Origin of the sequence: Streptomyces sp. NPDC051310, assembly GCF_044455245.1 — a bacterium.
Classification (GTDB): Bacteria; Actinomycetota; Actinomycetes; order Streptomycetales; family Streptomycetaceae; genus Streptomyces.
In genome coordinates, this window is record NZ_JBITEO010000003.1 from 345204 (window position 1) to 368023 (window position 22820).

At 73.2% G+C, this 22820-nt stretch carries 23 protein-coding genes and 1 tRNA gene; 12 read left to right on the forward strand and 12 right to left on the reverse strand.

The window, feature by feature from the left end:
- The first annotated feature begins 284 nt into the window (after nt 1–284).
- Nucleotides 285–767, forward strand: coding sequence for a flavin reductase family protein (locus tag ACIA79_RS06525; protein WP_399427135.1), 483 nt, complete (start codon nt 285–287; stop codon nt 765–767).
- A 440-nt stretch (nt 768–1207) separates the two neighbouring features.
- On the opposite strand, the gene arfB is transcribed toward ACIA79_RS06525, so the two are convergent.
- Nucleotides 1208–1636, reverse strand: a complete 429-nt coding sequence (gene arfB / locus ACIA79_RS06530; RefSeq protein WP_399427027.1) for an alternative ribosome rescue aminoacyl-tRNA hydrolase ArfB — start codon at nt 1634–1636, stop codon at nt 1208–1210.
- A gap of 132 nt (nt 1637–1768) precedes the next feature.
- On the opposite strand from arfB, the gene ACIA79_RS06535 reads away from it, so the two are divergent.
- Nucleotides 1769–2344: a TerD family protein gene (locus ACIA79_RS06535; protein WP_399427028.1), complete on the forward strand. Its 576-nt coding sequence runs from the start codon at nt 1769–1771 to the stop codon at nt 2342–2344.
- A gap of 61 nt (nt 2345–2405) precedes the next feature.
- Entirely contained in the window at nt 2406–2921 is a 516-nt protein-coding gene (locus ACIA79_RS06540; protein ID WP_399427029.1) for a GNAT family N-acetyltransferase, read from the forward strand.
- Nucleotides 2922–2975: 54 nt separating this feature from the next.
- Here the strand turns inward: ACIA79_RS06540 and ACIA79_RS06545 are convergent, their stop codons facing one another.
- Both ACIA79_RS06545 and ACIA79_RS06550 read right to left on the reverse strand, forming a co-directional pair.
- On the reverse strand, nt 2976–4379 hold the full coding sequence (locus tag ACIA79_RS06545) for a M1 family metallopeptidase (RefSeq protein ID WP_399427030.1): 1404 nt from the start codon (nt 4377–4379) through the stop codon (nt 2976–2978).
- Nucleotides 4380–4460: 81 nt separating this feature from the next.
- Nucleotides 4461–5018: a heme-binding protein gene (locus tag ACIA79_RS06550; protein ID WP_399427031.1), complete on the reverse strand. Its 558-nt coding sequence runs from the start codon at nt 5016–5018 to the stop codon at nt 4461–4463.
- Nucleotides 5019–5229: 211 nt separating this feature from the next.
- Between ACIA79_RS06550 and ACIA79_RS06555 the strand changes: the two genes are divergently transcribed.
- From ACIA79_RS06555 to ACIA79_RS06575, 5 genes are all read left to right on the forward strand, one after another.
- The gene (locus ACIA79_RS06555) at nt 5230–6294 is read left to right on the forward strand and encodes a sensor histidine kinase (RefSeq protein WP_399427136.1); all 1065 of its coding nucleotides are present in this window, start codon (nt 5230–5232) and stop codon (nt 6292–6294) included.
- Entirely contained in the window at nt 6291–6887 is a 597-nt protein-coding gene (locus tag ACIA79_RS06560; RefSeq protein WP_399427032.1) for a response regulator, read from the forward strand. The genes ACIA79_RS06555 and ACIA79_RS06560 overlap by 4 nt, the downstream gene beginning before the upstream one ends.
- 314 nt (nt 6888–7201) lie before the next feature.
- On the forward strand, nt 7202–7702 hold the full coding sequence (locus ACIA79_RS06565; RefSeq protein ID WP_399427137.1) for a hypothetical protein: 501 nt from the start codon (nt 7202–7204) through the stop codon (nt 7700–7702).
- Nucleotides 7703–7802: 100 nt separating this feature from the next.
- On the forward strand, nt 7803–9065 hold the full coding sequence (locus ACIA79_RS06570) for a phytoene desaturase family protein (protein ID WP_399427033.1): 1263 nt from the start codon (nt 7803–7805) through the stop codon (nt 9063–9065).
- A gap of 50 nt (nt 9066–9115) precedes the next feature.
- Entirely contained in the window at nt 9116–10114 is a 999-nt protein-coding gene (locus tag ACIA79_RS06575) for a zinc-binding dehydrogenase (RefSeq protein WP_399427034.1), read from the forward strand.
- A 163-nt stretch (nt 10115–10277) separates the two neighbouring features.
- Here ACIA79_RS06575 and ACIA79_RS06580 read toward each other — a convergent pair whose 3' ends face one another.
- Nucleotides 10278–10751 (reverse strand): GNAT family N-acetyltransferase, encoded by a 474-nt coding sequence (locus ACIA79_RS06580; protein ID WP_399427035.1) that lies wholly within the window; start codon nt 10749–10751, stop codon nt 10278–10280.
- A gap of 204 nt (nt 10752–10955) precedes the next feature.
- On the opposite strand from ACIA79_RS06580, the gene ACIA79_RS06585 reads away from it, so the two are divergent.
- Complete coding sequence (locus ACIA79_RS06585) at nt 10956–12347, forward strand: NAD(P)/FAD-dependent oxidoreductase (RefSeq protein ID WP_399427036.1); 1392 nt, start codon at nt 10956–10958, stop codon at nt 12345–12347.
- A 74-nt stretch (nt 12348–12421) separates the two neighbouring features.
- Here the strand turns inward: ACIA79_RS06585 and ACIA79_RS06590 are convergent, their stop codons facing one another.
- Together ACIA79_RS06590 and ACIA79_RS06595 are read right to left on the reverse strand one after the other, a co-directional pair.
- Nucleotides 12422–13405: a phosphotransferase family protein gene (locus ACIA79_RS06590; RefSeq protein WP_399427037.1), complete on the reverse strand. Its 984-nt coding sequence runs from the start codon at nt 13403–13405 to the stop codon at nt 12422–12424.
- 83 nt (nt 13406–13488) lie between these two features.
- Nucleotides 13489–13562 (reverse strand) — tRNA-Thr (locus tag ACIA79_RS06595).
- A gap of 184 nt (nt 13563–13746) precedes the next feature.
- On the opposite strand from ACIA79_RS06595, the gene ACIA79_RS06600 reads away from it, so the two are divergent.
- The 3 genes from ACIA79_RS06600 to ACIA79_RS06610 all read left to right on the forward strand — a co-directional run bounded on the left by ACIA79_RS06600 (nt 13747) and on the right by ACIA79_RS06610 (nt 16199).
- Nucleotides 13747–14847, forward strand: a complete 1101-nt coding sequence (locus ACIA79_RS06600; RefSeq protein WP_399427038.1) for an ABC transporter ATP-binding protein — start codon at nt 13747–13749, stop codon at nt 14845–14847.
- A 219-nt stretch (nt 14848–15066) separates the two neighbouring features.
- The gene (locus tag ACIA79_RS06605; protein WP_399427039.1) at nt 15067–15480 is read left to right on the forward strand and encodes a hypothetical protein; all 414 of its coding nucleotides are present in this window, start codon (nt 15067–15069) and stop codon (nt 15478–15480) included.
- Nucleotides 15480–16199 carry an NDP-sugar synthase gene (locus ACIA79_RS06610; RefSeq protein WP_399427040.1) on the forward strand — a complete coding sequence of 240 codons (720 nt, stop codon included), beginning with the start codon at nt 15480–15482 and terminating at the stop codon, nt 16197–16199. Before ACIA79_RS06605 ends, ACIA79_RS06610 begins: the two co-directional genes overlap by 1 nt.
- Nucleotides 16200–16290: 91 nt before the next feature.
- On the opposite strand, the gene ACIA79_RS06615 is transcribed toward ACIA79_RS06610, so the two are convergent.
- The 6 genes from ACIA79_RS06615 to ACIA79_RS06640 form a co-directional block, all read right to left on the reverse strand.
- Entirely contained in the window at nt 16291–17886 is a 1596-nt protein-coding gene (locus ACIA79_RS06615) for a DoxX family protein (protein WP_399427041.1), read from the reverse strand.
- 94 nt (nt 17887–17980) lie between these two features.
- Nucleotides 17981–18931, reverse strand: a complete 951-nt coding sequence (gene rlmB, locus ACIA79_RS06620; RefSeq protein ID WP_031073304.1) for a 23S rRNA (guanosine(2251)-2'-O)-methyltransferase RlmB — start codon at nt 18929–18931, stop codon at nt 17981–17983.
- Between the two features lie 73 nt (nt 18932–19004).
- Nucleotides 19005–20405: a cysteine--tRNA ligase gene (gene cysS, locus ACIA79_RS06625; RefSeq protein WP_399427042.1), complete on the reverse strand. Its 1401-nt coding sequence runs from the start codon at nt 20403–20405 to the stop codon at nt 19005–19007.
- A gap of 57 nt (nt 20406–20462) precedes the next feature.
- Nucleotides 20463–20951, reverse strand: coding sequence for a 2-C-methyl-D-erythritol 2,4-cyclodiphosphate synthase (ispF, locus tag ACIA79_RS06630; RefSeq protein ID WP_399427043.1), 489 nt, complete (start codon nt 20949–20951; stop codon nt 20463–20465).
- A complete protein-coding gene (gene ispD / locus ACIA79_RS06635; protein WP_399427044.1) occupies nt 20941–21687 on the reverse strand; it encodes a 2-C-methyl-D-erythritol 4-phosphate cytidylyltransferase in 747 nt (248 codons plus the stop codon). The genes ispF and ispD overlap by 11 nt, the downstream gene beginning before the upstream one ends.
- 292 nt (nt 21688–21979) lie before the next feature.
- Complete coding sequence (locus ACIA79_RS06640) at nt 21980–22462, reverse strand: CarD family transcriptional regulator (RefSeq protein WP_003953493.1); 483 nt, start codon at nt 22460–22462, stop codon at nt 21980–21982.
- Nucleotides 22463–22820: the final 358 nt, after the last annotated feature.

Below are 22820 nucleotides of genomic sequence, written 5' to 3' on the forward strand. Positions count from 1 at the left end.
GCGGCGCCGTATCCCTTTGCTTCCGGCAACGTCCAGCAAACCGATGGTGTCGACGTCCGTCCGGGCCCGGCACGGGGCCGGACCGGCGGCCGGTCCGGGTCCGGCGGGGACGGACGGGCGGGCGGACAGGTGGGCGGATGGTCCTAGGACCTGGCTGGTCCCCTGGCCCGATGTGGGCGACAGGCGGGAAGGTTAGCGTTCCCGGTGTGTTGCCGACGACCCAGCCCTCAGCCCCTGCCGTCCCCCATCCTGAGGGGGTGAGCAACGACGAGTTCCGCGCCGCCATGTCCCGGCTGGCCGCGGGCGTGGTGCTGGTGACGGCCGTCGAACCGCCGCTGGGCGCGGGCGGTCCGCGCGGCGAGGACGTCGGCATGACGGCCACCGCCTTCATGTCCGTCTCGCTGGACCCGCCCCTGGTCCTGGTGAGCCTGCGCAACGGCTCCCGCATGGACGACCTGCTCGCCGAGCAGCCGCTGTGGGCGGTGTCGGTGCTGGCCGAGAGCCAGCGGCACATCGCGGGCCGCTTCGCGATGAAGGGCCGGATCAGCGACCGGCTGCTGTTCGCGGACATCCCGTACACGCGCGGCGAGGCGAGCGGCGCGCCGCTGGTGGGCGGGGCCCTGGCGGTCCTGGAGTGCCGCACGGAGCAGCGCGTGGAGGCGGGCGACCACACGCTGGTGATCGGCCGCGTCCTGACGGCGGACTTCCCCAGCCCGCAGGGCGGCCCCCTGACGTACTTCCGCGGCCGCTACCGCCACCTGGCGTAGGCGGTACGCGCTACCCCGCTCGCGCGGCCCGGTACGCGCTACCCCGCTCGCGCGGCCCGGTACGCGCTACCCCGCTCGCGCGGCCCGGTACGCGCTACCCGGGCGCGGGCGCAGGCGGTACGCGGTACGGCCACCTGGGCGCAGGCCGCGCGCTGCCGCCCGCGCGGGCGCAGGGCGGTACGCGGTACGCGGTACGCGGTACCTGCGCGCAGGTCGCGCGCTACTTCCCGCTGACGCAAGCGGTACGCGGTACCGCCACCCGGCGCAGGTCGCGCGCCACCGCCCGCCGGCGCAGGCGGTACGCGGTACCGCCACCCGGCGCAGGCCGCGGCCCCGCCCGGCGGCGGAAGTCTGCGGCGACGCCGCGGCGGTACCCCCGTACCCCCCGCGGCGTCACCCGGCACGGCCCGCGGTGCGGAGCCGTGCGGTGTCGCGCGGCGCTACGCCCAGTCGCGGGGCGAGCGGCCACGCTTGGTCTCGGCGCGCTGCTTCTTCTCCCGGAGGCGGCGCTCGTTGATCCCGCGAGGGATCTTCGTCGGGCGCCGCGGCTTCGGCGGCGGCGCCGTCGCCTCGGCCAGCAGGGACGCCAGGCGGACCGCCGCCGTCTCGCGGTTGCGCCACTGCGAGCGGTGCTCCGAAGCGCGAACGGTGATCACACCGCTCACCAGCCGCCCCGCCAGCCGCTGCAGCGCCCGCTCCTTCCACACCGGCGGCAGCGCCACCGTCCGCGCCAGGTCGAAACGCAGCTCCACCTGCGAGTCGCTGGTGTTGACGTGCTGCCCGCCCGGCCCGGACGACCTGGAGAAACGCCACATGAGCTCGGCCTCCGGCAGGGAGACCGCACCACGGATGACATAGGGACCGGACATGCCCCCATGGTCGCGCGCCTGGCGCGCTCACGTCACCCGCTTTTCGCCGCGCGGAACCAGCGCACCGCCCGGCGCGTTATCTGCAGTGACACCATGACGTCACACGACGTAGATCGACGAAGGGGACTTCCCATGGCTGTAAGCCTGTCCAAGGGCGGCAACGTCTCGCTGACCAAGGAGGCGCCGGGCCTGACCGCCGTGACGGTGGGCCTCGGCTGGGACGTCCGCACGACCACCGGCACCGACTTCGACCTCGACGCCTCCGCCATCGGCGTCGACGCCTCCGGCAAGGTCGTCTCCGACGGCCACTTCGTCTTCTTCAACAACAAGTCGACGCCGGACCAGACCATCGTCCACACCGGTGACAACCGCACCGGCGAGGGCGGCGGTGACGACGAGCAGATCAACGTCAACCTCGCGGGCCTCCCCGCCGGCGTCGAGAAGATCGTCTTCCCGGTCTCCATCTACGACGCGGTCAATCGCTCGCAGAACTTCGGCCAGGTGCGCAACGCCTACATCCGCATCGTGAACCAGGCCGGCGGCACCGAGATCGCCCGCTACGACCTCAGCGAGGACGCCGCCACCGAGACCGCCATGGTCTTCGGCGAGCTGTACCGCCACGGCGCCGAGTGGAAGTTCCGCGCGGTCGGCCAGGGCTACGCCGCGGGCCTGGAGGGCATCGCCCGCGACTTCGGCGTCAACATCTGACGTACGCGCACGGCGGCGGCCCCGGCGGCGAACCCCGCGCCGGGGCCCTACTGTTCTGCGCATGATCGTCGAACCCCTGGAAGTGGGCGGGGAAGCGGCCCTGCCCGGGCCGCTCCTCACCGAGCTGACCGAGCTGTACGCGTCGAACCGGGAGTTCCAGCAGCTCAGCGGGGACTTCCCGGACCCCGACGACATCCGGCCCGAGCAGGTGGCCGCCTCGCTCGCCGAGGAGCTGGCGCACCCGGACGCCGAGGTGCTGCTGGCCCGTTCGGCGGGTCACGTCATCGGCATCTCGGTGACACGGGCGCACCACCCCACCGACCCGGACGACCCGGACCCCTGGATCGGGCTGCTGATGGTGCACGCCCGGGACCACCGGGTCGGCTTCGGCCGCGAGCTCGCCGAGATCATCGAGAAGCGGTACAGGGGGCTGGGCCGGCGCGGCATCAAGCTGGCCGTCCTGGAGAACAACACCAACGCCCTCGCTTTCTGGGGCAGCCTCGGCTACGAGGAGATCGACCGGCGCCCCGACCAGCGGCTCGGCCGCGACTGCGTCGTGATGCGCAAGGACCTGTAGGGCCGCCGGCGGGGCCGGGCGTCACCGCGCGGGGGCCGTCCGGCCGGCCGGGCCTCACGCGGAAGGGCCGGCGGGCCGCTCCTCGCCGTACAGCCAGGTGTCCCACAGCGCGTCCAGGTCCTCCCCCGCCACCTCCTCCACGTACCGCGTGAAGTCCTCCGTCGAGGCGTTGGCGTGCCGGTACTTCGCCGGCCAGCCCCGCAGGATCTCCCAGAAGGTGTCGTCACCGACGGCCAGCCGCACCTTGTGGAGGACCATCGCGCCCCGGTAGTAGACGGGGTCGGCGGAGATGTCCGCCGCCGACGGCGGCTCGGCCGGCGCGAATGCCCAGTTGTCCGGGTCGGCGAAGGCCTCCTCGAAGCTCTTCTGCGCCGGGGTGTCCTCGAAGTCCTCCGCGTACAGCCACTCGGCGTACTGCGCGAAGCTCTCGTTCAGCCACATGTCGCGCCACGACTCGGGCGACACCGAGTTGCCGTACCACTGGTGGGCCAGCTCGTGGACGACGAACTCCACGGTGAAGGTGTCCTTGGCGTAGAAGGGCCTCGTCTGCGTCTCCAGCGCGTACTGGACGTCGACGGTCGGGTCGACGATCGCGCCGACGGAGGAGAAGGGGTACGGACCGAAGTTCTCCACCTCCCACGCCAGTAGCTCCGGGATGCGGGCCAGCAGCTCCGGGTCGGCCTCCGCCCCCTTGGTCGCGGTGTGCACGGGCAGTCCGGACGGCGTGCGCGAGACCTTCGTGTCGTACCGGCCGATCGCGACCGTCGCGAGGTAGCTCGCCATCGGCTCGGCGGACCGCCACACGAACGTGGTGCGGCCGCCGCGGGTCCGCTGCTCCCGCAACTCGCCGTTCGACACCGCCTGCAGACCCTGCGGCACGGTGACGGCCACCGCGTACGAGGCCTTGTCGGACGGGTGGTGGTTGCCCGGGAACCAGGCCGTCGAACCGGTCGGCTGGCCGAGCGCCAGCGCACCGTCGGAGGTCCTGAGCCAGCCCTCCTGCGCGCCGTCGTCACCGGTCAGGGTCCGCGGGGTGCCCGAGTAGCGGATGACCGTGCGAAAGGTGGCGCCGTCGGCGACGCCGGCCGCGGGGCGCACGGTCAGCTCCGGGCCCGCGCGCCGCACCGCCGCCGGCTCGCCGTCCACGCTCGCGGCGTCGACCGTCAGCCCGGTGAGGTCCAGGTTGAAGGCGCTGAGCTCCTGGGTGGCACGGGCGGTGATGGTCGCGGTGCCGGTCAGGCGCCCGGTGGCCGGGTCGTAGTCGAGGGCGAGGTCGTAGTGGCGCACGTCGTAGCCGCCGTTGCCCAGCCGGGGGAAGTACGGGTCGTCCAGCCCCGCCGCCCCGGCCCCACCGGATCCGGAACGGCCGTCGCCGCTCGTGCACCCGGCGGCGAGGACGCAGGCGAGCAGCGGGGCGGCGACGGCACGCAGGCGCTGCCGAAACGATCGGTGGTCCACGCACCGATCCTAGGGACCGCCGGCGGCCCGGGGGGAGGAGCCGGCGGCCCCGGGGGGGGGCGTGCGTGCCGCCCGGGGTGGTCAGTGGCCGAGGGAGGCAACGCCCGCCTGCGCGTACTTCTCGTCGAGGTCGCCGCTGGGCGCACCCGCCACGCCGATGCCCGCGACCGGCGCGCCGTCGGCCGCGACCGGGGCGCCGCCGCCCAGGAACAGCGTGCCGGGGATGTCCTTCAGGTTCGGCGCGCTCTGCAGGCGCTTGACCAGCTCGGACGTCGGAGCGTTCCAGGAGACGGCGGTGAAGCCCTTCCGGATGGCCGACTCGTACGACTGCGGGCCGGCGCCGTCGCCGCGCAGCGTGACGAGCGGGGTCCCGTTGCGGTCCACGACGGCGACGGTGACGTGCCGGCCGTCCTTCTCGGCGGCCTTGAGGGCGGCCTGCGCGGCCCGGGTGGCCGCGTCGACGGTGAGGTGGGAGGTGGTGCGCAGGTGGTGCCCGGAGGCGTCGGCCGTCCGCGCCGGAGCGGCAGGGGCGGCGGCCGGAGCGGCGGTGGCCGACATCGCGCCGAACGTACCGGCGGACAGGGCGGCGGCGGCCACGCCACCGGTCAGGACACGGGCGCGCAGCGACATCTTCTTCACGGGGACTCCTTGGCGAAGGGGCTTGTGCTTCCGATCCTGGGGCCGCCCTCCGGGCCCCGGGGTCAGCCGATCGGTTGATGCCGCGCCCCCGCGCCCGGGTGAGGATGGCGGCGTACGGACGCAGGTGCGCGTACGGACACGGAGACGACGTACGACGGTCGAGAGGAGCGCCGTGGACCAGGACCCCGACGCCCGCTGGCTGGCCCGGGTGATGCACGCCGCGTTCTTCGCGCTGCTCGGCGCCTCGCTGGCGCGGTTCCTGCTGCGCCACCCGTGGGCGGAGCTCGGCCCGTGGGTCGTGGCCCTGTCGGTGGCGCTCGCCGCGCTGTACGTGGCGCCCGTACCGCGCCGCCTCGCCTGGCTGAGCACCGTCGTCGCCGTGTGGGTGGTGCTCGTGGTGCTGGCACCGAGCTTCGCGTGGTGCGCGGTGCCGCTGTTCTACACGGGGCTGCGGACGCTGCCGCCCCGCGCCGCGCTCGTGCTGGTGGCCCTGCTCACGGCGTTCGTCATGGCCGCGCAGCTCCAGCTCGCGGACGGCGGCGTCGACCCGAACCTGCTGGTCGCGCCGCCCGCCGTCGCGGCCGTCGCCACCGCCGTGTTCGTGCACGCGCAGCGGCAGGCGGACCGGCTCGCCGCCACCGAGCGGCGCGAAGGCACGCTGGCGGAACGGCAGCGGCTGTCCATGGAGATCCACGACACCCTCGCCCAGGGCCTGTCCAGCCAGCGCATGCTGCTGCAGGCCGCCGACCGCACCTGGGACGCCGACCCCGCCACCGCGCGCCGCCATGTCCGTACGGCCGCGTCGATCGCCGAGCGCAACCTCGCCGAGGCGCGCCGCTTCGTCCACGACCTGGCACCGGCCGACCTGGCGGAGGGCGCGGGACTCGCGGAGGCGCTCGCCGCCCTCGCCGCCCGCGAACCGGGCCGGCTGCCCGTCGGCTTCCGGGTCGACGGCACACCGGTCGCCCTGCCCGACCGGGTGCGCTCGGCGCTGCTCCGGATCGCGCAGGGCGCGCTGGCGAACGTACGGGAGCACGCCGACGCCGCCTCGGCCGCGCTGACCCTCACCTACCTGGACGACCAGGTCGTCCTGGACATCGCCGACGACGGCCGCGGCTTCGACCCGGCCGCCCCGCCGCCGCCCGGCGACGGCCGCGGCCACGGACTGCGCGCGATCCGGGCCCGCGCGGAGCAGCTCGGCGGCACCCTGACCGTCGAGTCCGCGCCCGGCGAGGGCACCGTCCTGTCCGTGTCGATCCCCCTGGAACAGCCATGACCGTACGGCTCCTGCTGTGCGACGACCACGCCGTCGTACGCGCCGGGCTGCGCGCGCTGCTCGGCAGCGCCCCCGGCATCGAGGTCGTCGGCGAGGCGGGCAGCGGCGAGGAGGCGGTCGCGATGGCCGCCAAACTGCGGCCGGACGTCGTCCTGATGGACCTCCAGCTCGGCGCGGGCATCGACGGCGCCGAGGCGACGCGGCGGATCGCCGCGCCCGGCGTACAAGTGCTGGTCCTCACCACGTACGACACGGACGCCGACATCACCCGGGCCGTCGACGCCGGTGCCGCCGGCTACCTGCTGAAGGCGGAGCGCCCCGAGGAGCTGTTCGCCGCCATCCACGCGGCCGCCGAGGGCCGCACGGCCCTCAGCCGTGTCGTCCACCGCAGACGCGCCCCGGCCCTGACCGACCGCGAGCTGGACATCCTCGGCCAGCTGGCCCGCGGGCTGGGCAACCGGGAGATCGCGCGGGCGCTGTTCATCAGCGAGGCGACCGTCAAGACGCACCTGGGCCGCATCTACGCCAAGCTCGGCGTCGACACGCGCGCGGGAGCGGTGGCGGTGGCGAAGGAACAGCGGCTGCTGCCCTGATCGCCCGCGCGGGCGCCGGAACCGGCAGGCCGGACCGGACGGGGGCCGGCAGGCCGGAACCGGCAGTCAGGGGCAGGCCGGAACCGGCACGTCCGAACCGGCAGGCCGGACCGGACGGGGGCCGGCAGGCCGGAACCAGCAGGTCGGACCGCCACGTCCGAACCGGCAGGCCGGAACCGGCAACGACAGGCGCCTCGCGTCGGCGAGCAGATCGACCGGGATGCCGCCGCGGGCGCCGCCGCGGAGCCCGGAGGACCGCACATCGTGCACTCGCACGGGTGAGCGCACGCCCCGGGCGTGACACCATCGACCACGTGCTCGACATCGGCTACTCCCTCTCCCGCCGCTTCCCCGACCCTCCGCAGACGGACTACCGCCACGCGGACGTCCACGCCCTGCGGCACGACCTGTTCTGCGGCGACGTCTACCTCGCGGACACCAAGACCGATCGTGAGGTGTCCACAGCCTGGGGATGGGTCCCGGTGCTCGACTTCGCGTGGGCGCTGTGCGACATCGTCGAGCAGCTCGACCGCGACCCGCTCGGCAGCCGCTCCGCACGGCCCCAGCAGGCCGAGCTCGACTTCACCGAGTCCTCGGACCGCATGCTCTTCGAGCGCCGCTTCGGCTGGGTGGACGTCGAGGCCGACTGGATGCCGGCCGACGAACCCCCGCTCACCTTCAGCCACGCCACCCTGCGCCGCGAGGCCCGGGACTTCCTCCACGACCTGATCGCCGACCTCGCGGACATGCACGAGGGCCTGGCGGACAACCCCGCGATCTGGACGCTCCAGTCCCGCTTCCCCCGGCTGCCCTGACGGGCGCGTCGGGCACCGGCGCGTCCGCACCGATGTCACACATCGGCAGCCCCCGTCCGTCGACCTTCCGAGAGCATCGGAAGCCCGGAGGGACGCGTACATGTCCAGCACCACCACCACCATCACCGTCATCGGCGCCGGATTCGCCGGACTCACCGCCGCCATCACCGCCGCCGAGTCCGGCGCCCAGGTCACGCTGTACGAGGCGCACCGCACCCCCGGCGGCCGGGCCCGGACCGCCGCAGGGCCGTACCGGACGAACGAAGGCCCCCACGCGCTGTACTGTCGCGGGCCGCACTGGGCCTGGCTGAAGCAGCGGGGCCTGCTCGGGCCGATGGCCGCCGTCCCCCTCGGCGCAGCAGCCCGGTTCCGGTTCCACCGGGACGGCGCCCTGCGCCGCACCCCGCCCCCGGCCCTGCTGCGCCTGGCCCGCCGCACCCCGGAACAGGCCCCCGTCGACAGCGACTTCACCACCTGGGCGACCGCCCACGCCGGGCCCGCCGCCGCCCGCGCCGCCGCCCACTACGCGGCCGTCGCGCTTTTCCACCACGACCCCGGATCCCTGTCCGCCCGGTTCGTGCAGGAGCGGCTGCGCCGGGCCACCGCCCTGCCGCCCGAGGCGCACTACCCGCGCGGCGGCTGGGGCGAGGTCATCGACCGCATGGTCGCCCGCGCCTGGAACCTCGGCGTCCGCATCGAGACCTCCGCCCGCGTCGACGCCCTCCCGGACCGCGCGGGACCCGTCATCGTCGCCACCTCCCTCGACGCGGCCCGCCGGCTCCTGAAGGACCCGGCCCTCGACTGGCCCAGCGGCCGCACGGTCCTGTTCGACCTGGCCCTGCGCACCCACCGCAAGGACCCGTTCATCGTCTCCGACCTCGACGCACCCGGCTGGCTCGAGCGCTTCACCGCGCAGGACCCCACCCTCGCCCCCGCCGGCGAGCAGCTCCTCCAGGGCCAGTTCCCCCTCGCCCCGGACCGGTCGAAGGCCGACGGCGTCGCCCACGCCGAGCGCCTCCTGGACGCCGGCTTCCCGGACTGGCGCGAGCGCACGACCTGGCGCCGCGAAGCGCTCGCCCAGGGGCGTACCGGCGCGGTCGACCACCCCGGCACCACGTGGCGCGACCGCCCCGCCATCGCCCGCGGCGACGGCGTCTACCTGGCAGGCGACCGGGTCGCCGCACCCGGCGTGCTCGCCGAGGTGTCCTTCACCAGCGCCATCGAAGCCGTGACCCTCGCGCTCAGGGACAGCAGGACCACCCGGCCCGCCCGCGCCGGCGCCCCCTCCCCCGCGCCCGATCCCACGTCCGCTCCCTCCCCCTCCCTCGCGCCCGCTCCCGGCCTTGACCTCAAGCGCGCTTGAGGCTGAAGCATCACCGTGTCGTTCCACCGCAGGAGACACAGGAGAGAGCCATGCACGCCATCCGCCTCCACGCCTACGGCCCCGCCGAGAACCTCGTGTACGAGGAGACCGGCGATCCCGCCCCCGGACCCGGGCAGGTCCGGATCGCCGTCACGGCTGCCGGCGTGCACCTCCTCGACACCGCGCTGCGGCAGGGGATGCCGGGCCCCTTCCCGGCACTCCCCGACCTGCCGACCATCCCCGGCCGCGAGGTCGCCGGCACCGTCGACGCCCTCGGCGAGGGCACCGCCCCCGCCTGGCTCGGCAAGCGCGTCGTGGTCCACCTCGGCATGGCACCCGGGGGCTACGCCGAACTCGCCGTCACCGACGCCGCCCGGCTCCACGAGATACCCCCGGCCCTCGACGACGCGGCGGCGGTCGCCATGATCGGCACGGGCCGCACCACCCTGGGCATCCTCGGGTTCACCGACCTGGGCCCGGACAGCGTCGCCCTGATCACCGCGGCCGCGGGCGGCATCGGCACGCTCCTCGTCCAGTACGCCAAGAACGCCGGCGCCACCGCCATCGGCCTCGCCGGCGGCCCCCGGAAGACCGCCCGGGTCACGGCCGAGGGCGCCGACCTCGCCGTCGACTACACGCGCCCCGACTGGCCGGAGCAGGTCCGCGCGTACCTCGGGGACCGCGCGGCCACGGTCGTCTTCGACGGCGTCGGCGGCCCCACCGGCCGCGCCGCCGTCGGTCTCCTCGGCCCGGGCGGACAGCACCTCGTGTACGGCTGGGCCGGCCGCGGCCCGCACGACGGCGAGCCGCTCACCTTCACCGACGAGGAGCTCGCCGAACGCCGCATCACCTCCGAGTCCGTGCTCGGCCCCGCGATGCTCGCCCGGGCCGGCGGCGACATCCGCACCCTGGAGCTGCGCTCCCTCGCCGAGGCCGCCGCGGGCAGGCTGCGCCCCGCCGTCCAGCGCTTCCCGCTCGCCGAAGCGGCGGCCGCCCACCGCGCCCTGGAGAGCAGGGCGACGATGGGCAAGGTCGTCCTCGTCCCGTGACGACCGGGACGGCACCCGCGGGACGTCACACCTGACGCACCGGCCGGCCGGACCGGTACGGAGCCGACCGGACCGGCTCCGAACCGACCGGACAGGAAGGCGACCGAGCAGGAAGGCCGGCCGGCGCCGACCGCCTCACGACGACCGACGGAGCCGACGGCGCCTACGCGGCACCCAGCCGCGCCAGCGCCCCGTCGGTCAGCCGGTACACCGTCCACTCGTCCTGCGGCCGCGCGCCCAGCGACTCGTAGAAGGCGATCGACGGCGCGTTCCAGTTCAGTACGGCCCACTCCAGCCGCTCGTACCCCCGCTCCACACAGATCCGCGCCAGCTCCCGCAGCAGCGCCTTGCCGTGCCCGCCGCCCCGCGCCTCGGGCCGCACGTACAGGTCCTCCAGGTAGATGCCGTGCACCCCGCGCCACGTCGAGAAGTTGAGGAACCACAGCACGAAGCCGACGACCTCGCCCTCCTCGTTCTCGGCGATGTGCGCGTACGCCGCCGGGCGCTCGCCGAACAGCGCCTCCCGCAGGTGATCCTCACTCGCCCGCACCTCGTCGAGCGCCTTCTCGTACTCGGCGAGCTCGCGGACCATCGCATGAATGACGGGGACGTCGTCGACCACAGCTGTACGAATCATGAGCGCAGCCTAGGTCGTGCCCGCGCAGTCCCATCCGCCCGTCCGCCCGTCCACGCGACGCCGCGAACGCTCCCCGGGGGCCGCTGTCACCCCGGCGGAACCTGCGGATCCGCACCGCCCCGCACGGACCTCGATCACCGCACACCGCATCCAGTAACGTCCCGCCACACGGTCCCCACCCACCGGAAGCACCCAAGGAACCACATGAACACCGTCAACGGCGGCATATCGTTCTGGTACGCACAGGAGGGCACCCCCGCACCCCGGGAGCCACTGCCCGGCGACACCACGGCAGACGTCTGCATCGTCGGCGGCGGATACACCGGCCTGTGGACCGCGTACTACCTGAAGAAAGCCGTCCCCTTCCTCAACATCGTCGTCCTGGAGGGGAAGTTCTGCGGCTACGGCGCATCGGGCCGCAACGGCGGCTGGCTCTACAACGGCATCGCCGGCCGCGCCCGCTACGCCCGGCGCCACGGCCACGACGCCGCCGTACGCCTCCAGCAGGCCATGAACGACACCGTCACCGAGGTCGTCAGGGTCGCCGCCGACGAACACATCGACGCCGACATCCACCAGGGCGGCGTCCTCGAGATCGCGTACACCCCCGCCCAGCTGGCCCGGCTCAAGGCCCACCACTCCGTCGAGGTGGCCTTCGGCGAGACCGACCGCCGGCTGCTCGGCGCCCGGGAAACCGCCGAGCGCGTCCGCGTCACCGGTGCCGTCGGCTCCGGCTGGACCCCGCACGGCGCCCGCATCCACCCCGTCAAGCTGGTCAAGGGCCTCGCCGCGGCCGTCGAAGCCCTCGGGGTCACCGTCCACGAGTCGACGCCCGTCACCGAGATCAAGCCCAAGCACGCCATCACCCCCTACGGCACCGTGCGCGCCCCCTACGTCCTGCGCTGCACCGAAGGCTTCACCGCGAACATCAAGGGCCACAAGCGCACCTGGCTCCCCATGAACTCCTCCATGATCGCCACCGAGCCCCTCCCCGCCGCCGTCTGGGACGAGATCGGCTGGAGCGGCCGCGAGACCCTCGGCGACATGGCCCACGCCTACATGTACGCCCAGCGCACCGCCGACGACCGCATCGCCCTCGGCGGCCGCGGCATCCCGTACCGCTACGGATCGAAGACCGACAACGACGGCCGCACCCAGCCCGCCACGGTCGAAGCCCTGCGCGAGATCCTCGTCCGCTTCTTCCCCCGGCTCGCCGGCGTCGGGATCGCCCACGCCTGGTCCGGCGTCCTCGGCGTCCCCCGCGACTGGTGCGCCACCGTCACCCTCGACCGCTCCACCGGCCTCGGCTGGGCCGGCGGCTACGTCGGCTCGGGCGTCGCCACCGCCAACCTCGCCGCCCGCACCCTGCGCGACCTGATACAGCAGGACTCCGGCCAGTCGGGCCCCACCGACCTGACCACTCTCCCCTGGGTGAACCACAAGGTCCGCGCCTGGGAACCCGAACCGCTGCGCTGGCTCGGCGTCCACACCCTCTACGCCGCCTACCGCGCCGCCGACCACCGCGAAGCCACCGCCCACACCCCCGCCACCCACCGCCTGGGCACCCTCGCCGACCGCATCTCGGGCCGCCACTGACCCCGCCCGGCACCCGAAGGGCCCCGACCCCGACGGGCCCGGGGCCCCACCCCGGGCAGCCGGCCCCGCTGCCCTCAGCCGTACCGGCCGAACAGCGCCTGCAGGTACTCCTCCAAGCGGTGGGCGAGCACGGCCGGGGTCAGGTCCTCCCGCCCCAGCTCCCGCCAGGGCCCGGCCACCTTCTCCGCATCCGGCGCGAAGGCGAGCGCGTCCAGCAGGCGCCAGTACAGGTGATCGGCCGGGTTTTCGCTGATCACCCCTCCGGCCGCCAGGTAGTCGTCCACCAGCCGCATACCGGCGGGGACGCCATGCAGCAGCGCCAGTGCGGTGGCGCAGTGGGCCACGTCCAGATCGGCGGGCCCCCAGGACGTCTCGACCCAGTCGACGACCCCGGTGATCACCGGGCGGTCGCCGTCCGCGCCGAACAGCACGTTGCCGGGGTGGAAGTCGCGGTGCAGGAAGCGGGGCCGGTGGGCAGGCGGCTCCCGCCGGATGACGTCCACGGCACGCGACCACAGCTCCGGCCGCGCCGTGCCGACGGGGACCCGCACCCGCTCGGGACTCGTCCACGCCTCGTACGCCCGCGGCCGGTCGCGCTCCGGTACGTGCATCGCGTGCAACGCCGCCAGCTGCCGGGCCAGCAACCCGGTCCTCCGCTCGACGTCGTCCACGTCCAGCCGCACGCTCCCCGGAAGCAGCGACATCAGCAGCGAAGGATGATCACAGTGCTCCGCCGTGGCGTCCACGCCCCACAGGGTCGCCACCGGCACGTCCGTACCGGCGAGCAGCCCCAGGATCCCGGCCTCGCGTGTGAGCAGCCCGGCCGCGTGCTTCACGTAGAAGGGCTTGACGAACGACCGCAGCACCAGCGAATACGGCGCTCCCGGCCCCTCGATGTCGAGACGCCGCATCCGCGACGTCCAACCGCCCCGCAGCGCCACGACCGCGCGGATGCGGTCCCCGGGAGGCAGTTTCCTCTCCACCCATGCGCGGGTCCTGCCCCAATTGCGCGCGTTCGCGGCGGCCTTCACGCCTGCGGCGCCCTCGCCCTCTGCCATGCGAGCAGCGTAGTGAGCGACGCGAGCCCCGCTGGGACAGCCGAAGGCCCCCCGCCATGAACGGCGGGGGGCCTTCTTTCCGGAGCCCCCTGTCGGGTTCGAACCGACGACCCCCGCTTTACAAGAGCGGTGCTCTGGCCAGCTGAGCTAAGGAGGCGCTCCGCACGAGTGTAACCGGACACCGCGACCCTCCGGGTGGGAAATTCGCCGTCCTCGAACTACTGACAGACGCTATCCCGCCAGGTAGCGTCACCCGGAGTTCACTCGCGTGGACTAGACCCATCCATTCCTTCCACTCGGATCGTCCGGCACGTTCCTGCCGGTGAAGGGACCGCATCACCATGGCCACTGTCACGTTCGACAAGGCGACCCGGATCTACCCGGGGTCCACCAAGCCCGCCGTCGACCAGCTCGAGATCGAGATCGCGGACGGCGAGTTCCTCGTCCTCGTCGGTCCGTCCGGCTGCGGCAAGTCCACCTCGCTGCGCATGCTCGCCGGCCTGGAGGACGTCAACGGCGGCGCCATCCGCATCGGGGACCGGGACGTCACGCACCTGCCGCCGAAGGACCGGGACATCGCCATGGTGTTCCAGAACTACGCGCTGTACCCGCACATGACCGTCGCCGACAACATGGGCTTCGCGCTCAAGATCGCCGGCGTCAACAAGGCGGAGATCCGCAAGAAGGTCGAGGAGGCCGCGAAGATCCTCGACCTGACCGAGTACCTGGACCGCAAGCCGAAGGCGCTCTCCGGCGGTCAGCGGCAGCGTGTCGCGATGGGCCGTGCCATCGTGCGCGAGCCGCAGGTATTCCTCATGGACGAGCCGCTGTCGAACCTCGACGCCAAGCTGCGTGTGTCCACCCGCACGCAGATCGCGAGCCTCCAGCGCCGTCTGGGCATCACCACGGTGTACGTCACGCACGACCAGGTCGAGGCCCTGACCATGGGCGACCGGGTCGCCGTGCTCAAGGACGGCCTGCTCCAGCAGGTCGACAGCCCGCGCAACATGTACGACCGGCCGGCGAACGTCTTCGTCGCCGGGTTCATCGGCTCCCCCGCCATGAACCTGGTCGAGGTGCCGATCACCGACGGCGGCGTGAAGTTCGGCAACAGCGTGGTCCCGGTGTCCCGCGAGGCGCTGGCCGCCGCCTCCGCCCGGGGCGACAAGACGGTGACGGTCGGCATCCGGCCCGAGCACTTCGACGTGTCCGGCGCCGACAGCGACCAGGGTGTCGCCGTCCTCGTGAACGTCGTCGAGGAGCTCGGCGCCGACGGTTACGTGTACGGCTCGGCGCGCGTCGGCGGTGCGGACGACAAGGAGCTGGTGGTCCGCGTCGGCGGCCGCTCCGTCCCGGAGAAGGGCGCCACGCTGCACGTCGTGCCGCGCCCGAGCGAGATGCACGTCTTCTCGACCTCGACGGGCGAGCGCCTCAGCGACTGACGCCGCACCGCGGCACCGCCGCGGGTAAAACTCGTACACGGCCCCGCACTTCGGTGCGGGGCCGTGGCCGTACCTTGATCACGGTGTCGACAAATACCCCGGCACTTCGGTCAATTCGGACGCGTTCGTCAACCGGTGATTCGAAAAGGAGCATCGAACCATCCCCCGGGAGGGTGACTAAATGTCTCCAAATCATCACTGGCCGCTACGCTCACGTCCGTGACCCACACAGCACGCCGCATCGGCCGCACTCTCGCCCTCGTCCTGCCCGTCGTCCTGGTGCTCTCCGGAACTCTCGCGGTCACCAGTGTCCCGTGGGCCGGCAGCCGCCCCGAGTCGCAGTTGCTCACCGCGTCCTCGGAGAACGTCTCGGTACGGGCCAAGTCCCGTGCCCCGCAGGATATTCTGCGGGACCGCCTCCTCGCACAGCTTCAGGAGGAAAGCCCCGGTGTCGCGCTCACCGGCCTGCAGCGCGCGGTGGAGGAGCGCCCGTCGCTCGCCCGTCACTGCATGTCGATCGCCCGCGCGCTCGGCCGCGCCGCCGTCCTGCACTACGGGCCCGTACGCGCCCAGTCGTTCTCCCGCCCCGTCTGTGACACGTCGTACGCGTCCGGTGTAGCGCGCGAGAGCTGATGGACCACGCTCCTCCGACGCAGGCCGTGATCCTGGCCGGAGGTCAGGGCTCGCGCCTGCGCCCGTACACCGATGACCGCCCCAAGCCGATGGTCGAGATCCCGGGAACCGGGACCCCGATCATCGGCCATCAGCTTTCCTGGCTGGCCGCCGAGGGCGTCACGCACGCCGTCGTCTCCTGCGGCCATCTCGCGGCCGTCCTCCAGCAGTGGCTGGAGACGGCCGAACTGCCGTTGCGCGTCACCACGGTCGTCGAACCCGAGCCGCTGGGCCGGGGCGGCGGCCTGAGGTACGCGGCCGCGCACCTGCCGCTGCCCGACGAGGCGTGGTACGCGACGAACGGGGACATCTGGACACGCTTCTCGCTGCGTGAGATGGCCGCGTTCCACACCGAGCGGGACGCCACCGCCACACTGGCGCTGGCACGGCCCCGCATCCCCTGGGGAGCCGTGGAGACCGACGCCTTCGGGCACATCACCGACTTCATCGAGTCGCCGCCGTCCCCGTATCTGATCAATGCGGGGGTGTACGTCTTCTCCCCCGCCTTCACCGGTCTGTTGCCGGAGGTGGGCGACCACGAGCGCACCACGTTCCCTTGGTTGGCGCGCGACCGCCGCCTGGCGGGCTTTCCGCTGCCGCAGGGCGCGTACTGGCGGGCCATCGACACCGCGAAGGACCTCGCGGAGGCGGCGAAGGAGCTGGCTTCGTACGGCTCGTGAGAGCGCGCTCCCGGCGCGGGGCGCACAGTACGGCGGGAGGGCCGGTCACCCGGGGGGTGACCGGCCCTCCTGCTGGGGGGGTATGTACGGCTCAGCCGAGCAGGCCGCCGATCGGGTTGCGGTTCCCGCCGGTCGAGCTGCCGCCGTCGTCGGAGCCACCCGAGCCGTTGTCGTCGGAGCCGCCGGTGCCACCGCCGCCGCCGGAGCTGCCGGTGCTGCCGCTGGAGGACGGGCCGGCGCTGCTGGACGGCGGGTCCACGGGCTGGGGCTGCTGTGGGGGCCGCTGGCCGGTGCCCTGCGTGGCGGTCGGCCGCTGCTCTTCCACCGGCTCGGTCTCCCGTACGGTCCCGGCCGGTGACGACTCGTCGGCCGACGGGCTCGTGGAGGTCGACGCCGAGGGCTCGGGCTGCCGGCTCGCACTCTCGCGGGAGGAGGGGGACCGGGTGCCGGGCTCCTGCGGGAGGGGCTGGCCGGGGAGGTGGTTGGTCGGGTCGTCGTTCGGGCCGGGCACGGTGACCATCTCCGTGGAGCGGACGGCTCCGCCGAGCACCGAGCCGATGAGCAGGGTCAGGCCGACCACGACGGCCGCCACGACGGCGCCGCGCCGCAGGACGCGCCGGCGCAGGTCCCACAGGGCGGAGCGCGGGCCCAGCGTGCGCCATGCCTCGCCCGCGAGGCGGCCGTCGATGGAGTAGACGGGCGCGCCCGCGATGATCAGCGGCGACCAGGCGGCGAGGTAGACGATGTCGGGTGCGTCGTACGCGGGGACGGTGCGCCAGCTGACGGTGAGGATGAGAGCGGCGGACAGGGCCGCGCCGAAGACGGCGGCCACCCGCTGCCAGAGGCCGAGGACGGTCAGCACGCCGACGACGACCTGGGCGAAGGCCACGGTCAGTCCGGCGCCGACGGGGTGGGCGAGGGCGAAGTCGCGCAGCGGTTCGGCGGCGGGCCAGGGGTGGAGGGAGGTCAGCCAGCTGACCATGGAGCCGCGCTTGCCGCCGTCGAAGTAGACCGGGTCGCAGAGCTTGCCCATGCCGGCGTAGATGGAGATGAAGCCGAGGAAGACGCGCAGCGGCAGGAGGACGACACCGAGGTTCATGCGGCGGCCGGGGTAGTACGCGTGCCGCTGGGTGGCGGCGCTGTCGGCGTACTCGGCGGCGCGCGCCGCGGCGCGGGTGACGGGAGGCGGGACGTCGCGCTCCGGCTCCGGCGCGTAGCCGTGGGGTGGGGTGCGGTCCTCGTCGCGCCGGCCGTAGGGGGCGCGGTGGTACTCGTCGTAGGAGCTCTCGGCGCGCCGCATGGGCGGCAGGAGCGGTGTGGGCATGGTGTCGTCGGTGAGGTCGACGCGCGGGATGACCTGGGTGGAGCCGGCGTCGAGCGACGGTTCGAGGGTGTCCACGGTGGCGGAGTCGCGTACGGCTTGGAGCAGGCCGGTCGCTCCGGGGTCCCCGGGCGAGGACTTGCCGCTCCACACGACGGGCGCCCGCCGTCGTCCCCCCGCGCCGCCCGTGCTCATGGCGGGTACGCGGCTGGTTTCGGCGAACCGAGGCTTCCTTGCCGGGGCGAGCTGCACCCGGAAACTGGCGTGGTTCACGATGACCTGCGCGGGATCGCAATCCACCTTGACCATGCTCAACGCAGGCTGATCGTCGAACCCGGGCCGGGGCGTTCTGGTGTCCACACTCATCTAACCGAGTGATGCGCGGTTAGGACACTGCCTTGACGCAGGAGAAATGTCCGAGACCCGTCAAGATCATGACGGGTCCCGGGGATGGCTCGGATCAGGCGCGGCGGCGGGCCGCCTCGTAGAGCACGACGCCGGCCGCGACGCCCGCGTTGAGGGACTCGGCGCCACCGGGCATCGGGATGCGGACGAGGAAGTCGCAGGTCTCGCCGACCAGGCGGGACAGGCCCTTGCCCTCGCTGCCGACGACGATGACGACCGGGCCGCCGAGGGCCTCCAGCTCGCCGACCTCGGTGTCGCCGTCCGCGGCGAGGCCGACGACGGTGATGCCGGCCTTCTGGTACGCCTCCAGGGCGCGGGTGAGGTTGGTCGCGCGGGCGACGGGGGTGCGGGCGGCGGTGCCCGCGGCGGTCTTCCAGGCACCGGCGGTCATGCCGGCCGCGCGGCGCTCGGGGACGACCACGCCGTGGCCGCCGAAGGCGGAGACGGAGCGGACGACGGCGCCGAGGTTGCGCGGGTCGGTGACGCCGTCGAGGGCGACGATCAGCGGGTCCTCGCCGTCGTCGAAGGCCGCGGCGGCCAGGTCCTCGGGGTGGGCGTACTCGTACGGCGGGACCTGGAGGACGAGGCCCTGGTGGTTGAGGCCGTTCGTCATCCGGTCGAGCTCGGCGCGGGGGGCCTCCATGAGGTTGATCCCGCCGCGGTCGGCCGCGAGCTTGAGCGCGTCGCGCACCCGCTCGTCGTTGTCGATGAACTGCTGGACGTACAGGGTCGTCGCGGGGACGCCGTCGCGCAGGGCCTCGAAGACCGGGTTGCGGCCGACGACCATCTCGGACAGGCCCTTGCCGCCGCGCCGGGCGACCTGGCGGCGGTGCGCCTGCTTGGCCTTGGCGTTGGCGACACGGTTCTTCACATGGCCCTTGCGGGCGGACGCGGGCGGCGTGGGGCCCTTGCCTTCCAGGCCCCGGCGCCGCTGGCCACCGCTGCCGACCGTCGCGCCCTTCTTGTTGGACGTGCGGCGGTTCCTGCGCTGGCTGTTCCCGGCCATGAGCTACCTACTTCGTGTGTCCGCGGGTGCGGGTGGTGCGTACGTACGTCTCTATGAAGTGTGCCGCGTGGGCTCAGCGGGTGCCGAGCGTCCACCGCGGGCCGTCGGGGCCGTCCTCGATGACGAGCCCGGACTGGCCGAGCTGGTCGCGGATCGCGTCGGCCGTCGCCCAGTCCTTGCGGGCCCGGGCGGACTCACGCTGGTCGAGGACCATGCGGACGAGGCTGTCGACCACGCCGTGCAGGTCCTCGCCGCGGTCGGACTCCCCGGCCCAGTGCGGGTCGAGCGGGTCGAGGCCGAGGACGCCGAGCATGGCGCGGACCTCGGCGAGGCGCTCCACGGCGGCTTCCTTGTCGTCGGCGGCCAGGGCGCTGTTGCCCTGGCGGACGGTGGTGTGGATGACGGCGAGCGCCTGCGGGACGCCCAGGTCGTCGTCCATCGCCTCGGCGAAGGCGGGCGGGACCTCGGCGGCGGGCTCGACGGACTTGCCGGTCTTCTCCACGACGCGCTGGATGAAGCCCTCGATGCGCGCGAAGGCGGACTCGGCCTCGCGCAGGGCCTCCTCGCTGTACTCGATCATCGACCGGTAGTGCGGGGTGCCCAGGTAGTAGCGCAGCACGATGGGGCGCCACTGCTTGACCATCTCGCCGACGAGGACGGAGTTGCCGAGCGACTTCGACATCTTCTCGCCGCTCATGGTCACCCAGGCGTTGTGCACCCAGTAGCGGGCGAAGTCGTCGCCGTACGCCTTGGCCTGGGCGATCTCGTTCTCGTGGTGCGGGAAGACCAGGTCGAGTCCGCCGCCGTGGATGTCGAAGGCGGAGCCGAGGTACTTGTGCGCCATGGCCGAGCACTCCAGGTGCCAGCCGGGGCGGCCGCGGCCCCACGGTGTCTCCCAGTCGGGCTCGCCGGGCTTGGTCGCCTTCCACATGGCGAAGTCGCGCGGGTCGCGCTTGCCGGTGATGCCTTCCTCGGTGGGCTGGCGCAGGTCGTCGATGTCCTGGTTGGACAGCGCGAGGTAGCCGGGGAAGGAGCGGACGTCGAAGTAGACGCTGCCGTCGGCGACGTAGGCGTGGCCGCGCTCGATGAGGCCGCGCATCATCTCGATCATCTCGGGGACGTGGCCCGTGGCGCGCGGTTCGTAGGTGGGCGGCAGGCATCCGAGGGCCTGGTAGCCGTCGTTGAACGCGCGCTCGTTGTCGTAGCCGATCGCCCACCAGGGGCGGCCCTGGTCGGCCGACTTGGCGATGATCTTGTCGTCGATGTCCGTGACGTTGCGGATGAACGTGACGGTGTGCCCGCGGTACTCGAACCAGCGGCGCAGGATGTCGAAGTTCAGCCCCGACCGGATGTGCCCGATGTGGGGGGCCGCCTGCACGGTGGCGCCACAGAGGTAGATCGAGACATGGCCCGGCGTGAGCGGGGTGAAGTCGCGAATCTGCCGGGCGCTGGTGTCGTACAGACGAATAGTCACCACTCCAGGGTAGTGGGCCGGGGCCAGTGCCCTGTGCCCGTACGGCGAACAGGTGGCTCAGGCGTTGCGCACGAGGAGTGCGGTGGCGATGGCGGCGAGCCCTTCGGCGCGGCCGGTCAGCCCGAGGCCGTCGGTCGTCGTGCCGGAGACGGCCACGGGGGCGCCGGCCGCCGCGCTCAGGGCCTTCTGCGCCTCGTCGCGCCGCTTGCCGATCTTCGGGCGTACCCCGATGACCTGGACGGCGATGTTGCCGATCTCGAAGCCCTCGGCGCGGACGATCCGGGCGGCCTCGGCGAGCAGCGTGACGCCGGAGGCGCCGGACCACTCGGGGCGGGAGGTGCCGAAGTGGGCGCCGAGGTCGCCGATGCCGGCGGCGGAGAAGAGGGCGTCGCAGGCGGCGTGGGCGGCGACGTCGCCGTCGGAGTGCCCGGCGAGCCCGTAGCCGTCGGAGTCCTCCCAGAGCAGGCCCGCGCACCACAGCTCGCGGCCCTCCTCGAAGGCGTGGACGTCGGTGCCGATGCCGACGCTGGGGAGGCTAGAAGCCATCGGTGGCCCTCCTGCGGGCGAGTACGGCCTCGGCGAGGACGAGGTCGAGCGGGCGGGTCACCTTGAACGCCTCCTCGTGGCCGGGGACGACCACGACGGGCAGGCCGAGCTTCTCGACCATGCCGGCGTCGTCGGTGACGTCGCCGGTGACGCTCCCGTGCGCGCGCACGAGCGTGTCGCGCTCGAAGCCCTGCGGGGTCTGCACGGCGCGCAGGGTGGCCCGCTCGGGGGTGGCGACGACCGGTTCCGGCTCGCCCTTCCCGCGCGGCTCGACCTGCTTGACGGTGTCGGCGAGCGGGAGCGCGGGCACGACGGCGACGGCACCGTCCCGTACGGCCTCGATGACGGCGTCGACGGTGTCCACGGGCACGAGGGGGCGGGCGGCGTCGTGGACGAGGACGGTGGTGATGCCGTCGGGCAGGGCGTCCAGGCCGAGGCTGACCGATTCCCGGCGGGTCTCCCCGCCGGGCACGACGAGGTAGTCGGTCCTCTCGGGCAGCGCGTGCGTGTCCAGGAGGTTCTTGACCTCGCCGGCCCCGTCGGGCGGGGCGACCACGACGACGAGGGAGACCGCGCGGGAGGCCGCCATGGCGCGGACCGCGTGGATGAGCATGGGGGTGCCGTTCAGCGCGCGCAGCGCTTTGGGCGCGCCGGGGCCGAGCCGTACGCCCCGGCCCGCCGCGGGGATCACGGCGGCGGTGCGGGCCACGGGTGCGGGGCGTGCTTCGTCTGACATTGGTTGCACTCCGGCAGGTTTGTTGACTCGGCCGTTCTGGGTATGGCCTCAAGCGACGGCGACGCCTTGACCGGACCCTTCCGTGACCCTGGTCGAGCGGGCCGGACCGCGCGGGTCCTTCGGTGTCGCCCGCGTGGTGTGGTGCCCCCGGCATGAGCCATGCGCGGTGGGGTACGGGTGTATCCGGGAGGGATCCGGGGGCCGGACATGCCGCAGCGCCCGGCGACGAAGCTGTGGATCGGCGTGGATCACAGCAGGTCAGCGGGCACCGCGGCATCGCTTGGCGTCAGCGTCAGGACGCGAGGACCTCGTCGAGCAGGGCCTCGGCCTTGTCCTCGTTGGTGTTCTCGGCGAGTGCGAGTTCGCTCACCAGGATCTGGCGCGCCTTGGCCAGCATGCGCTTCTCTCCGGCGGAGAGACCCCGCTCGCGCTCGCGGCGCCACAGGTCGCGCACCACTTCGGCGACCTTGATGACATCGCCGGAGGCGAGCTTCTCGAGATTTGCCTTGTAGCGACGGGACCAGTTCGTCGGCTCTTCGGCGTACGGTGCACGAAGCACCTCGAAGACCCGGTCCAGCCCGTCCTGTCCGACCACATCGCGCACGCCGACGAACTCCGCATTGTCCGCTGGCACACGAACCGTCAAGTCGCCCTGGGCGACCTTGAGCACCAAGTAGGTCTTGTCCACGCCTTTGATCTGGCGAGTTTCGATGGCCTCGATCAGCGCGGCCCCGTGATGGGGATAGACCACGGTGTCGCCAACCTTGAACGTCATGTGACAGGTACCCCTTCCGTGGCTATCCAGGGTAACACGAGAACGGCTTCTTCTGAATGGCGTTTTCGCAGGTCAGGGCATATCTCGGGGCTTGACAACACGGACAGGAACGTGCTGCGGAGGGCTTGCGGAACGAGGTATTCGCAGGTGGGAGCCGCTGCGCGGCCGGGAGGAAACGGGCCCGCCACACCCACCCGACGACGGCGCGGCGGGGGTGAAACATCCACTTATGTCTGGTTCGAAGCGGTGAAGTTCCCGTACTCCGTTCGGATGTCGGTCACCCGCTCGGACGCGCGCGCCGGAGGATTCCCGAATTGACACGCCGATGATCACCGGTGTGTTTTCGGTGAGGAATGCA

Coding starts and splice junctions, on each gene's coding strand:
- arfB (WP_399427027.1), bottom strand. CDS start 1,636: ATGTCCGGTCCCTATGTCATCCGTGGTGCGGTCTCCCTGCCGGAGGCC.
- ACIA79_RS06610 (WP_399427040.1), top strand. CDS start 15,480: ATGGACCACGCTCCTCCGACGCAGGCCGTGATCCTGGCCGGAGGTCAG.
- ACIA79_RS06575 (WP_399427034.1), top strand. CDS start 9,116: ATGCACGCCATCCGCCTCCACGCCTACGGCCCCGCCGAGAACCTCGTG.
- ACIA79_RS06555 (WP_399427136.1), top strand. CDS start 5,230: ATGCACGCCGCGTTCTTCGCGCTGCTCGGCGCCTCGCTGGCGCGGTTC.
- ACIA79_RS06600 (WP_399427038.1), top strand. CDS start 13,747: ATGGCCACTGTCACGTTCGACAAGGCGACCCGGATCTACCCGGGGTCC.
- ispD (WP_399427044.1), bottom strand. CDS start 21,687: ATGTCAGACGAAGCACGCCCCGCACCCGTGGCCCGCACCGCCGCCGTG.
- ACIA79_RS06560 (WP_399427032.1), top strand. CDS start 6,291: ATGACCGTACGGCTCCTGCTGTGCGACGACCACGCCGTCGTACGCGCC.
- ACIA79_RS06580 (WP_399427035.1), bottom strand. CDS start 10,751: ATGATTCGTACAGCTGTGGTCGACGACGTCCCCGTCATTCATGCGATG.
- ACIA79_RS06585 (WP_399427036.1), top strand. CDS start 10,956: ATGAACACCGTCAACGGCGGCATATCGTTCTGGTACGCACAGGAGGGC.
- ACIA79_RS06525 (WP_399427135.1), top strand. CDS start 285: ATGTCCCGGCTGGCCGCGGGCGTGGTGCTGGTGACGGCCGTCGAACCG.
- ACIA79_RS06590 (WP_399427037.1), bottom strand. CDS start 13,405: ATGGCAGAGGGCGAGGGCGCCGCAGGCGTGAAGGCCGCCGCGAACGCG.
- ACIA79_RS06570 (WP_399427033.1), top strand. CDS start 7,803: ATGTCCAGCACCACCACCACCATCACCGTCATCGGCGCCGGATTCGCC.
- ACIA79_RS06535 (WP_399427028.1), top strand. CDS start 1,769: ATGGCTGTAAGCCTGTCCAAGGGCGGCAACGTCTCGCTGACCAAGGAG.
- rlmB (WP_031073304.1), bottom strand. CDS start 18,931: ATGGCCGGGAACAGCCAGCGCAGGAACCGCCGCACGTCCAACAAGAAG.
- ACIA79_RS06540 (WP_399427029.1), top strand. CDS start 2,406: ATGATCGTCGAACCCCTGGAAGTGGGCGGGGAAGCGGCCCTGCCCGGG.
- ACIA79_RS06615 (WP_399427041.1), bottom strand. CDS start 17,886: ATGAGTGTGGACACCAGAACGCCCCGGCCCGGGTTCGACGATCAGCCT.
- ACIA79_RS06640 (WP_003953493.1), bottom strand. CDS start 22,462: ATGACGTTCAAGGTTGGCGACACCGTGGTCTATCCCCATCACGGGGCC.
- ispF (WP_399427043.1), bottom strand. CDS start 20,951: ATGGCTTCTAGCCTCCCCAGCGTCGGCATCGGCACCGACGTCCACGCC.